General features: G+C 70.9%; 9 protein-coding genes. 4 read left to right on the top strand and 5 right to left on the bottom strand.

Annotation, left to right across the window (positions count from 1 at the left end):
- Window positions 1–11 precede the first annotated feature (11 nt).
- The 4 genes from ACWC5O_RS01075 to ACWC5O_RS01060 form a co-directional block, all read right to left on the bottom strand.
- A complete protein-coding gene (locus ACWC5O_RS01075; RefSeq protein ID WP_450589185.1) occupies window positions 12–1,130 on the bottom strand; it encodes an LLM class flavin-dependent oxidoreductase in 1,119 nt (372 codons plus the stop codon).
- 122 nt (window positions 1,131–1,252) lie between these two features.
- Window positions 1,253–2,023, bottom strand: coding sequence for an SDR family NAD(P)-dependent oxidoreductase (locus ACWC5O_RS01070; RefSeq protein ID WP_450589187.1), 771 nt, complete (start codon window positions 2,021–2,023; stop codon window positions 1,253–1,255).
- Between the two features lie 9 nt (window positions 2,024–2,032).
- Window positions 2,033–2,956 (bottom strand): LLM class F420-dependent oxidoreductase, encoded by a 924-nt coding sequence (locus ACWC5O_RS01065; RefSeq protein ID WP_450589188.1) that lies wholly within the window; start codon window positions 2,954–2,956, stop codon window positions 2,033–2,035.
- The gene (locus tag ACWC5O_RS01060; RefSeq protein WP_450589190.1) at window positions 2,953–4,203 is read right to left on the bottom strand and encodes an amidohydrolase family protein; all 1,251 of its coding nucleotides are present in this window, start codon (window positions 4,201–4,203) and stop codon (window positions 2,953–2,955) included. The genes ACWC5O_RS01065 and ACWC5O_RS01060 overlap by 4 nt, the downstream gene beginning before the upstream one ends.
- 377 nt (window positions 4,204–4,580) lie before the next feature.
- Here ACWC5O_RS01060 and ACWC5O_RS01055 point away from each other — a divergent pair, with 377 nt between their 5' ends.
- The 3 genes from ACWC5O_RS01055 to ACWC5O_RS01045 all read left to right on the top strand — a co-directional run bounded on the left by ACWC5O_RS01055 (window position 4,581) and on the right by ACWC5O_RS01045 (window position 8,635).
- Complete coding sequence (locus ACWC5O_RS01055) at window positions 4,581–7,547, top strand: AfsR/SARP family transcriptional regulator (RefSeq protein ID WP_450589192.1); 2,967 nt, start codon at window positions 4,581–4,583, stop codon at window positions 7,545–7,547.
- Window positions 7,548–7,750: 203 nt separating this feature from the next.
- A complete protein-coding gene (locus tag ACWC5O_RS01050) occupies window positions 7,751–7,918 on the top strand; it encodes a hypothetical protein (RefSeq protein ID WP_450589194.1) in 168 nt (55 codons plus the stop codon).
- A 408-nt stretch (window positions 7,919–8,326) separates the two neighbouring features.
- Entirely contained in the window at window positions 8,327–8,635 is a 309-nt protein-coding gene (locus ACWC5O_RS01045; protein WP_450589196.1) for a hypothetical protein, read from the top strand.
- Between the two features lie 16 nt (window positions 8,636–8,651).
- On the opposite strand, the gene ACWC5O_RS01040 is transcribed toward ACWC5O_RS01045, so the two are convergent.
- Window positions 8,652–10,259, bottom strand: a complete 1,608-nt coding sequence (locus ACWC5O_RS01040) for a FadD3 family acyl-CoA ligase (protein WP_450589197.1) — start codon at window positions 10,257–10,259, stop codon at window positions 8,652–8,654.
- 87 nt (window positions 10,260–10,346) lie between these two features.
- Between ACWC5O_RS01040 and ACWC5O_RS01035 the strand changes: the two genes are divergently transcribed.
- Window positions 10,347–11,501, top strand: coding sequence for a lipid-transfer protein (locus tag ACWC5O_RS01035; RefSeq protein ID WP_450589199.1), 1,155 nt, complete (start codon window positions 10,347–10,349; stop codon window positions 11,499–11,501).
- Window positions 11,502–11,505 lie beyond the last annotated feature (4 nt).

The raw sequence follows: 11,505 nt of genomic DNA, 5'->3' as shown, positions 1-11,505 counted from the left end.
CCGGAGCCCCCTCATACGGCCTGACGGAACCGAGTCGTCCGGTGCACCGGATCCGTGTCGATCTTCGGAATGACGTGCTCCCCGATCAGACGGATGGTCTGGAGGGTCTCCTCCTTCGGCACCCCCACCGGCAACCCGAAGCTCAACTGATCCGCCCCCGCCTGCTCCCACCGCTTGCACTGCCGCAGCACCTCGTCCGGATCCCCGCAGATCAGCAGCTCCTCCTCGATGAGCAGCTCCACGAACTCCGGCGTGTACCGGGGCAGCGTCTCCGGCCACACCGGGAAGCCCTCGGGCCGCGGGAACGTGTCGTGGTACCGGAACACCAGCGACGGCAGATAGTGCAGCCCCCCGTTCACCGCGATCTCGATCGCCTCCGCGTGCGTGGGCGCACAGATCGCCGTGGTCGTCACCATCACGTTGTCGTTGACGAAGTCCCCGACCGGCTCCGCGTTCACCACCGCCGTCTTGTACTGCTCCAGCACCCACTCCATGTCGGACACCTTCTGGATGCTGAAGCCCAGCACGCCGAGCCCCTTCTTCGCGGCCATGGCGTACGAGGGCGGCGACCCGGCCGCGTACCACATCGCCGGATGCGACTTCCCGTACGGCTTCGGGAGCACCTTCCGCGGGGGCAGCTGCCAGTGCTTGCCCTGGAAGCCCACGTACTCGTCCTGGAGCCACATCTTCGGGAACTCGGCGATGGTCTCCTCCCAGATCTCCTTCGTGTAGTTCATGTCGGTGATGCCGGGCAGGAAGCCGAGGATCTCGTGGCTGCCGGCGCCCCGACCGCTGCCGAACTCGAAGCGTCCCTCGCTGAGGTGGTCCAGCATGGCGACCTTCTCCGCCACCTTCACCGGATGGTTGACCTGGGCGAGCGGGTTGAAGATCCCGGAGCCCAGGTGGATGCGCTCGGTCGCGTGGGCGAGGTAGCCGAGGAAGACGTCGTTGGCGGAGAGGTGCGAGTACTCCTCCAGGAAGTGGTGCTCGGAGGCCCAGGCGTACTTGAAGCCGGACTTGTCCGCCTGGATGACGTACTCGGTCTCCTCCATCAGTGCCTTGTGCTCGGCCAGCGGGTCGGTCTCGGCTCGCTTGCCCACGTATCCCTGTACAAAGAGCCCGAATTCCACGGCGGTTCACCGTCCCCAGTATTTCTGACACTCCGTCAGATGCTGTTTGTTGGCCGACTGTCGCACCGGCCGCCTCGACCGTCAATAGCTGACGATGAGTCAGATCTGCGCTGTACCGTACGTCAGATGACGCTGACCCCCGCCAGCCATCCCCCGTCGATCACGAACGGCTGCCCGGTGATGTACGACGAGTCGTCCGAGGTGAGGAAGAGGGCCAGCCGCGCCACCTCCTCCGGCTGCCCGACCCGGCCGAGCGGCACGAGCTTGCGGTACAGCTCGTCCAGGGCCCGGCTCATCTCCTCCGGGTCCGCGTCCGGGTCCAGCCGGGCCGGGTTCGACATCGCGGTGTCGATGGCGCCCGGACAGATCGCGTTGACCCGGATCCGCCGGCCGGCCAGCTCCAGCGCGGCCACCCGGGTCAGCCCGAGCACCGCGTGCTTGGTGGCCGCGTACGTCCCCACGGCCGCCATCCCGGTGAGCGCGGTGTAGGACGCGGTGTTGACGATGGTCCCGCCGTCCGCCATCTCCGGCACGACGGCCTTCATACCCAGGAAGCAGCCGACCTGGTTGACCTGCACGACCTGCATGAACTCGTCCAGCGGGGTGTCCACCAGCGCGTTGAAGCGCAGGATGCCCGCGTTGTTGACCAGCCCGTCGATGCGCCCGTACGCCTGCTTGGCGACCCCGACGGCCTCCCGCCAGCCCTCCTCCGTGCCCACGTCGAGATGGACGTAGAGGGCCCCTATCTCCTTGGCCAGGGCCTCCCCCTGGTCGTCCAGCACATCGGTGACGACCACCCGCGCGCCCTCCGCCCGGAAGAGCCGCGCCTCCTGTTCGCCCTGTCCGCGCGCCGCCCCGGTGACGATGACGACGCGCCCGTCCAGCTTGCCCATACCCGCTCCTCAGTCCAGCCGGGGCGCGACCTCCGCCCCGAACACGCCGATCTGGTCGATGAGTTCGCTGCGGCTCCGGCTGCGGAACCGCACCTGGATCTGGTGCACGCCGAGCGCGCGGTACGCCCGCAGCGACTCGGCGATCTCCTCCGGTGCCCCGGCGAGGGTGCGCCGCCCGACGTGCCAGTCGGCCCGGCCGATGTACAGCGGCTCGGTGATGGCGCCGATGGTGCAGGGCGCCTCGATACCGTGCTCCTCGCGCAGCCGCCGCAGCCGCTCGATCTGCGCGGGCAGCCGGTCACGCGGATCCCCCTGCGGCAGCCAGCCGTCACCCTTCAGCGCGGCCCGGCGGACGGCGGCGGGCGAGGAGCCGCCGACCCAGATCGGGACGCGCTCCTGCGCGGGCCGGGGCCGCTGGCCCAGGTCGGCGAAGTCGTACAGCTTGCCGTGGTGCTCGGGGAACTCCTCGGGCCCGAGGGCGGCCCGCAACGCGTCGACCGCTTCGTCCAGCGCGGCTCCGCGCCGCTCGAAGTCCACCTGGAGGACCTCGAACTCCTCGCGCACATGCCCGGCGCCCACTCCGAGGATCAGCCGCCCGCCGGAGAGATGATCGAGGGTCGCGTACTGCTTGGCACTGAGCAGGGGGTGCCGAAGGCCCACGACGGCCACATGGCTGAGCAGCCGGACGCGCTCGGTCACGGCGGCGAGATGGGCGAGGGTGGCGACCGGGTCGTACCAGACCGTGCTCATCGCCGGGGCCAGCCGGCGCGGGATGGCCACGTGGTCGCAGCAGGCGAGGTAGTCGAACCCGGCCCGGTCCACGGCCCGCGCGATCTCGACCAGGTCGGCGGGCCCGCCGGCGGCCTCCCAGCCCTCCGCGTAGAGGGTGCTCTGGGACTGGACGGGCAGCTGGATGCCGTAGGTGAGACTCACGCGGTCCCCTTCCACAGCCCGTCCGCCGTCAGCCCCAGCAGCTCGATGGCGTTCCCCCGGACGATCCGCTCGACCACGTCCGCCGGCAGGTGCCCCATCTGGGCCTCGCCGACCTCGCGGGACTTGGGCCAGGTGGAGTCGGAGTGCGGGTAGTCGGTCTCGTACAGGACGTTGCCGACGCCTATGGAGTCGAGGTTGCGGAGCCCGAAGGCGTCGTCGAAGAAGCAGCCGTAGACATGGCCGGCGAAGGACTCGGACGGTGGCCGGTGGACCTTGTCGGCGACGCCGCCCCAGCCGCGGTTCTCCTCCCACACCACGTCGGCGCGCTCCAGGATGTAGGGGATCCAGCCGATCTGGCCCTCCGCGTACATCACCCTCAGGTTCGGGAAGCGCTCGAACTTGCCGCTCATCAGCCAGTCCACCATCGAGAAGCAGCAGTTGGCGAAGGTGATGGTGGAGCCGACGGCGGGCGGGGCGTCCTCGGAGGTGGAGGGCATCCGGCTGCTGGAGCCGATGTGCATCGCGACGACGGTGCCGGTCTCGTCGCAGGCCGCGAGGAACGGGTCCCAGTCGTCGCCGTGGATCGACGGCAGGCCCAGGTACGGGGGTATCTCGGAGAAGGCGACGGCGCGGACGCCCCGGGCGGCGTTGCGCCGGACCTCCTGTGCGGCGAGGTGCGCGTCCCAGAGCGGGATGAGGGTGAGCGGTATGAGCCGCCCCCGCGCCGCCGACCCGCACCACTCCTCCACCATCCAGTCGTTGTAGGCGCGGACGCAGAGCAGGGCGAGCTCCCGGTCCCGGGCCTCGGTGAAGGTCTGGCCGCAGAAGCGCGGGAAGGTGGGGAAGCACAGGGCGGACTGGACGTGGTTGACGTCCATGTCGGCGAGGCGCTGCGTGACGTCGTACGACCCGGGTCGCATCTGCTCGTAGGTGATGACTTCGAGCTTGATCTCGTCCCGGTCGTACCCGACGGCGGTGTCCAGCCGGGTCAGGGGCCGGTGCAGATCCTCGTAGACCCACCAGTCGCCGATGGGGCCGTCGTCACCCGGCTCACCCATGACGGGCTTGAACCGCCCGCCCAGGAAGGTCATTTCCTTCAGGGGCGCGCGGACCGTCCGTGGCCCGGTGTCCAGGTACTTCTTCGGGAGCCGGTCCTGCCAGACGTGCGCAGGCTCCACGGTGTGGTCGTCGACGGAGATGATCCGCGGAAACTCACTCGGGATGTTCTGAGCGTCCTGGGTGTCCATGGCGCTCACGGTAGCGCCGATCTGACGGGCCGTCAGCTAGTGAGTCCGGCCTACTGTGTGCGAAGACCGTGTGAGGGCCTTGTGTACTGAGCTGCACCGGCCTGTGATCGGCGTCTCCCCCGGCTGACGGAACCGCCCCGAACAAGGCAAACTGACGGGGTTGTTCGTGATGCCTAGGGCCTGTCCGGCGGATCAGGCCGGCTCCAGGCAACGGTGTCTTGTCAGTACAGGTGAGCGGGGCATGGTGCGTCCAGCTGCAAGGCGGAGGAGGGCGCCGACGCGGAGCGTCGGCAACCGACGACAACGCCGCAGATGGACGCACCATGCCCCGCGATTCCGGCCTGATCCGCCGGACAGGTCCTAGGGGGGGCGAACGCATGGACGGTGGGCCGCGAGTGCCTGAGCAGCGGCGTCCCGGCTCCGCGGCCATCGCGGAGCCGGCGGCGTTGCGCTTCAGCGTGCTCGGTCCGGTGCGGGCCTGGCGCGGCGAGGAGACGCTGAACACCGGCTCCCCTCAGCAGCGCGCCCTGCTGGCCGCCCTGCTGCTGCGCGAGGGCCGTACGGCGACGGCGGCGGAGCTGATCGACGCGCTCTGGGGCGGCGAGCCACCGTCCCAGGCGCTGGCGGCGCTGCGGACGTACGCGTCCCGGCTGCGCAAGGTCCTGGACCCCGGGGTCCTGGCGAGCGAGTCCGGCGGCTACGCGGTACGGGGCCTCGGCGAGGGCGCCCTGGACCTGGCGGTGGCGCAGGACCTCGCGACGGAGGCGGAGAAGGCGCGCAGTGCCGGGGATCTGGGCCACGCGCGGGAGATGCTGAACCGGGCCCTGGCCCTGTGGGACGGCGAGCCGCTGGCCGGCGTACCGGGCCCGTACGCCGACGCGCAGCGGGTCCGCCTGGAGGAATGGCGCCTCCAGCTCCTGGAGTCCCGCCTGGACATGGACCTGGAGCAGGGCTGCCACGCGGAGGCCGTCTCGGAACTGACGGCCCTGACGGCGGCACACCCGCTCCGGGAGCGCCTGCGCGAACTGCTGATGCTGGCCCTCTACCGCAGCGGCCGCCAGGCGGAGGCCCTCGCGGTGTACGCGGACACGCGGCGCCTCCTCGCAGAGGAGCTGGGCGTGGACCCGCGGCCGGGCCTGCGGGAACTGCAACAGCGCATCCTCCAGGCGGACCCCGCCCTGGCGGAACCCTCCACCCCCGCCGCCGAACCCGCCGTGGTCCCGGTCCGCCCGGCCCAGCTCCCCGCCTCCGTCCCGGACTTCACGGGCCGCTCGGCCTTCGTGTCCGAGCTGAGCGAGGTGCTGGCCTCGGCGTCCGAGACGGAGGGCAGCGTGATGGCCGTCTCGGCGCTCGCCGGGATCGGAGGCGTCGGCAAGACGACCCTGGCGGTCCACGTCGCCCACCGGGCGCGCCCGGCGTTCCCGGACGGACAGCTGTACGTGGACCTCCAGGGCGCAGGCCCACGCCCGGCGGAACCGGAGACGGTCCTCGGCTCCTTCCTCCGCGCGCTGGGCACGGCGGACTCGGCGATCCCGGACTCCCTGGAGGAGCGCGCGGCCCTGTACCGCTCGGTCCTGGACGGCCGCCGGGTCCTGGTCCTGCTGGACAACGCGAAGGACGCGGCCCAGGTACGTCCACTGCTGCCCGGCACGGAGGGGTGCGCGGCGCTCGTGACCTCCCGGGTACGGATGCTGGACCTGGCCGGGGCCCACCTGGTGGACCTCGACGTCATGTCCCCGGACGAGGCACTGGCCCTCTTCACGAAGATCGTGGGCGAGGAGCGCGTGGTAGCCGAACGCGAGGCCGCCCTGGACGTGGTGGCCGCCTGCGGCTTCCTCCCCCTGGCCATCCGCATCGCGGCCTCCCGCCTGGCGGCCCGCCGCACCTGGACGGTCTCGGTCCTGGCGGCCAAGCTGGCGGACGAGCGCCGCCGGCTCGACGAGCTGCAGGCCGGGGACCTGGCGGTGAAGGCCACCTTCGAGCTGGGGTACGGCCAACTGGAGCCGGCCCAGGCCCGCGCGTTCCGCCTGCTGGGCCTGGCCGACGGCCCGGACATGTCCCTCGCCGCCGCGGCCGCGGTCCTCGACCTCCCCCTGGAGGACACGGAGGACCTGCTGGAGTCCCTGGTGGACACGTCGCTGCTGGAGTCGGCGGCGCCGGGACGCTACCGCTTCCACGACCTGGTACGGCTCTACGCGCGAGCCTGCGCGGAGAGGGATGAGCAGCAGCCGCGCGAGCGGGAGGCTGCGATGTCGCGGTTGCTGGACTTCTATCTGGCCACGGCGGCGGGCGTTTACGCGATCGAGCGGCCGGGGGACCGGCTGGTGGACCACCTGGAGCCGACCGAGTATCCGGGGCTGGTCTTCGAGGAGCGGCACGAGGCCCAGGACTGGCTGTATTCCGAGGCGATCTGCCTGCTCGCGTGCGTACGCCAGTCCACCCGGCCCGATCAGCTGAGGCGGGCCGTGGACCTGTTGTGGGCGGCCATCGACCTCGCCGAGTCGGGAGCCAACTCCAAGGAGTACGAGGCAACCGGAACCGCGGTCCGTGCCGCCGCACAGAGCTGCCGTGACGAGCGTGCGGAGGCCCGTGCCCTGGTCACCCTGGCCAACGGCCACCACATGTCCGGCCGCTTCGAACTGGCGGGCCAGGAGGCCGCCGAGGCCGTGCGGCTGGCGGAGGTGGCGGGCGATCCCCTTCCCCAGTGCTGGGCGTCCAACATGCTCGGGGTCATCGCGCTGTACCAGAGCCGGTACGACGCCGGCGAGAGCCATCTGACACGGGCCATCGAGAGCTTCCGTTCCGCCGCAGACCGGCCTGGTGAGGCCAGCGCCCTGTGCAACCTCTCGCGGATACACCTGGCGACAGGCCGCACCGTGAGCGCGGTGTCCCTGGCCCAGCAGGGGACGGACATGTACGACGACATGGGCCACGCCTTCAAGGGCGCCAACGGACGCTACGCGCTGGGACTCGCGCTCACCCAGAGCGGCCAGCTCGATCTGGCCACCGAGCGCCTCGAGGAGGCTCGCGCCGTGTTCCGCGACAGCCGGCAGCGGCTGTGGGAGGGCATGACCCACTTCCGTCTCGCGGAGGTGGACCTCGCCGCCAGGCGTCTCGCACAGGCCGCCACCAACGCGGAGTCGGCGCTGACCCTCCTCCGCGGAATCGGCGGCGAGTGGCGGCGCGGAAACGTGCTCACGGCGCTCGGCCGGGCGCTGAGCGGTATCGGGCAGAGCGGTCGTGCGCAGGTCTGCCTGCAGGAAGCACTGAGCATCTTCGAAACGCTGGGTGCCCCGGAAGCCGATGAGGTGAGGGCTCTTCTCGAGGCGCGTGCAGTGGCCTGAGAGCAGGCTCCTGCACGTTCATCGTTCGTTTATCGCCGCACGGCACTCTCAGTCGTGTCGTTCCGTCGCGTCGGGGGGCAGACGGGACGTCATATGGGCGCACCTTAAGGTGTACCGGCCCATATGTGCCCGCCCGGCCGCCCTCGGGGGAGCGTCCGGGCGGGCCTTTCCGACCCATCGCACAGAGCATCAGGGGAGCAGCCATGAGCGACGCCAAGAAGACGCCGCAGCCGGAGACCTCGGTCCCCGAGGTGACCACGCTGAACACGCACGCCACCAGTGAGCCGCTGAAGCCGACCACTCTGGCGGCGGGCGAGGACACCGGCGTGGCGACTCCGGACAACACCCACGCCACCGACGAGAAGGCCTGATCAGACCTTCACCGGACGGGGATCGGCCGCGGCGGCGCGGAGGGGGAGCCGCCGCGGCCGAGGCGTATCAACAGCGAGTATCCCAGCGCTTCCTGGCGTGATCAGCGGCCCTGGAGACCGACCCGGCATTCGCCAACAATCCCCCGGTTATCCACAGGGCATGCGGCTGGTCATGGATTCTGCGATCTTGCCCGGGTGGAGCGAAGGGACTTGAGGGCGCTGGCGGACAGGGGCGTCCTGCTCACCTCACATGCCGTTGAGGCCGGCTGGCCCCGGCGCAGTCTCACGCGTGCGCTGCGGGCAGAGGGCTGGACCCAGCTTCGGCACGGTGCCTGGGCCGAGCCGGGCCGGGACCCGGATCTGTTCACCCGGCTCCGGGCGGTACAGCTCCGCGAACCCAGACTCATCGTGAGCCACGGTTCATCGGCTGCCCTCTGGCGGATCGAGACGCTCGGCGGTGGCCGCGAGGCGCCGCTGGAGTTCATCGACGGGCACCTCACCATCCGCCGCGTGGGCAGCGGCGTACGCGTGCACCGGATGCCACTCAGCGCGAGGGACGTGCTGGAACGACAGGGGCTGCGGCTCACCACCCCGCCCCGCACGCTCGCCGACCTCCTGCGACGCGGCCCGAGGGACGAGGCGATCGTCGCCGTGGAAGCACGACACTGGCCAAGAAAGCGGGCGGCCCCACAGCAACTTGGCAACACCGGGCCCTGAAGCACCGGCCCCACGGTTACTTCGCGGCGCCGCCCTTCCTCAACTCCCCCTTCACCACCTTCCCGCTCGCGTTCCGCGGCAGCTCCCCCACGAACTCCACCGCCCTCGGCACCTTGTAGTTGGCCATCTCGCGGCGGGACCAGGCGATCAGGTCGTCCCCGGTGAGTACCGAGCCCGGGCGGCGGACGACGTACGCCTTGCCGACCTCGCCGAGCCGCGCGTCAGGTACGCCGATCACCGCCACGTCGGCCACATCGGGGTGTACACCGAGCAGTTGCTCTATCTCCGCGGGGTACGCGTTGAAGCCGCCGACTATGAACATGTCCTTGAGGCGGTCCGTGATGCGGAGGTTGCCGGAGGGGTCCAGGACGCCGATGTCGCCCGTGCTCAGCCAGCCGTCCGGGGAGATCGCCTCCTCCGTCGCCGCCGGGTCCTCGTAATAGCCGCACATGACGTTGAAGCCCCGGACCTGGACCTCCCCGGGCGTGCCGGGCGGTACCCGCGAGCCCTCGGCGTCGACGACCTTCACTTCCGTACCTGGGATCGCCCGCCCGGAGGTGGACGCGATCACCGACGGGTCGTCGCCGCGTCGGCACATCGTGACTATGCCGCTCGCCTCCGAGAGGCCGTACGCCGTCAGGACAGTCCCCACACCCAGTTCGCCGCGCAGGCGTTCCACCAGGCGCAGGGGCACCACCGCCGCGCCCGTCACCACGAGCCTCAGCGCCGAGAGGTCGTGGGTGTCCCGGGAGGGGTGGTCCAGGAGGGACTGGTGGAGCGTGGGCGGGCCCGGCAGGACCGACACCCGTTCCGCCGCTATGTTCGCCAGCGCCGTGTCCACGTTGAACACCGGCTGCGGGATCATCGTCGCCCCGCGCATCAGGCACGCGATCACTCCGGCCTTGTAGCCGAAGGTGTGGAAGAAGGGGTTGACGATCAGGTAGCGGTCGGTGGTGCGCAGGCCGGCCAGGTCCGCCCAGATCTCGTACGCCGTCAGTGTCTGCTCGTGGGTGATCATCGCGCCCTTGGGGCGGCCCGTCGTCCCGGAGGTGAAGATGATGTCCGACAGGCAGCCCCCTGCCAACTCGTCGGCGCGAGCGCGCACTTCGGACTCGCCCACACCCTCGCCTCCCGCCAGGAAGTCCTTCCAGGTGCGGAAGTCCTGGGGGGCGTCGTCCGCGAGGACCACCACCTGTTCCAGCGCCGGCAAGCCCGGCAGCGGATGACCCACGCCCTCGCCGGGCGTCCCCGCCGCCCGCCTCAGCGACGCCACGTACGACGTGCCCAGGAACGTGCCCGTCACGAACAGCAGGCGGGCCCCGCTGCGGCGCAGCACGTCCGCCGCCTCCGTGCCCTTGAAGCGGGTGTTGAGCGGGACCAGGACCGCGCCCGCCGACACCGCGCCCAGCGCCGAGACGATCCAGTCGGCGGAGTTGGGGGCCCAGACCGCCACCCGGTCACCGACCCGCACTCCGCTCGCCAGGCAGGCCGCCGCCGCGCGCTCCACACGGGCGCCGAGTTGCGCGTACGTGATCCTCGTACGGCCCTCGACGACCGCCTCGGTGTCCGCGTACCGCTCGGCCGACCATCGCACCAGACCCGGGATGGTGCCCCAGTCACTCATAGCAGCCCCCTACGCCGTAGCTGACTGTCCGTCAGATTAGCTGTAACCTGACGGACTGTCAGCAGAGGAAGGGTGGGTGCATGCACCATGGCAGGAACGGGACTGAAGGACGCCACCGCCATCGTCGGGATCGGGCAGACCGCCTTCGCCAAACACCTTCCGGAGGACGAGAAGACCCTCGCCTGCCGGGCCGTGCTCGCCGCCCTGGAGGACGCCGGGATCGCGCCCGGCGAGGTCGACGCCCTCGCCTCCTACACCATGGAGGAGACGGACGAGGTGGAGCTGGCCAAGGCGGTCGGCTTCGGGGACCTCACCTTCTTCAGCAAGGTCGGGTACGGGGGTGGCGGGTCCTGTGCGACCGTCGCGCACCTCGCCGCCGCCATCGCCGCCGGGCAGGCCACGGTCGGGGTGGCGTGGCGGTCACGGAAGCGTGGGAGCGGGCCGCGCCCCTGGACCAACACCGCCGTCCAACTCCCCACCCCCGCCCAGTGGACCCGGCCCTTCGGCCTGCTCCGGCCCGCGGACGAGATCGCCATGCTCGCGCGCCGCTACATGCACGAGTTCGGCGCCACCCGGGACCACCTGTTCAACGTCGCTCTCGCCTGCCGGAACCGGGCCAACCAGAACCCGGCGGCGGTGATGTACGAACGGCCGCTCACCCGCGAGATGTACATGACCTCCCGCTGGATCAGTGAGCCCCTCTGCCTCTTCGACAACTGCCTGGAGACGGACGGCGCGCTGGCCTGTGTGGTAGTCAGCAGGGAGCGGGCCCGGGATTGCCGACAGAAGCCCGTGTACGTCCACTCCGCCGCCCAGGGGCTGCCCGCCCAGCACCACGGCATGGTCAACTACTGGAACGACGACCCGCTCACCGGTCCGGCCTGGACCGCCGCCCGGCATCTGTGGAAGCACGCCGACTTCACGCCCGAGGACGTGGACGTGGCGCAGATCTACGACGCGTTCACGGCCCTGATACCCCTCTCACTGGAGGGGTACGGCTTCTGCGGGCGGGGCGAGGGCGGCGCCTTCACCGAGCAGGGCGCCTTGGAGATCGGGGGGCGGCTGCCCGTCAACACCGGGGGCGGCGGGCTCTCCGAGGCCTACGTGCACGGCTTCAACCTCGTCAACGAAGGGGTGAAGCAGCTGCGCGGCACCAGTACCGCGCAGGTTCCCGGGGCCACCACCTGTCTGGTCACCGCCGGCGAGGGTGTCCCCACCTCCGCCCTTCTGCTGAGGAGTTGAGACA

The sequence above is a fragment of the Streptomyces sp. NPDC001450 genome (assembly GCF_053597295.1).
The sequence above is the reverse complement of the archived record's forward strand: the minus strand, read 5'-3'. Positions and strand labels throughout refer to the sequence as shown.

What these genes read in the sequence shown, in the direction of transcription:
- ACWC5O_RS01050 (WP_450589194.1), top strand. Translation starts at nt 7,751, where the DNA reads ATGAGCGACGCCAAGAAGACGCCGCAGCCGGAGACCTCGGTCCCCGAG.
- ACWC5O_RS01060 (WP_450589190.1), bottom strand. Translation starts at nt 4,203, where the DNA reads ATGGACACCCAGGACGCTCAGAACATCCCGAGTGAGTTTCCGCGGATC.
- ACWC5O_RS01055 (WP_450589192.1), top strand. Translation starts at nt 4,581, where the DNA reads ATGGACGGTGGGCCGCGAGTGCCTGAGCAGCGGCGTCCCGGCTCCGCG.
- ACWC5O_RS01070 (WP_450589187.1), bottom strand. Translation starts at nt 2,023, where the DNA reads ATGGGCAAGCTGGACGGGCGCGTCGTCATCGTCACCGGGGCGGCGCGC.
- ACWC5O_RS01040 (WP_450589197.1), bottom strand. Translation starts at nt 10,259, where the DNA reads ATGAGTGACTGGGGCACCATCCCGGGTCTGGTGCGATGGTCGGCCGAG.
- ACWC5O_RS01035 (WP_450589199.1), top strand. Translation starts at nt 10,347, where the DNA reads ATGGCAGGAACGGGACTGAAGGACGCCACCGCCATCGTCGGGATCGGG.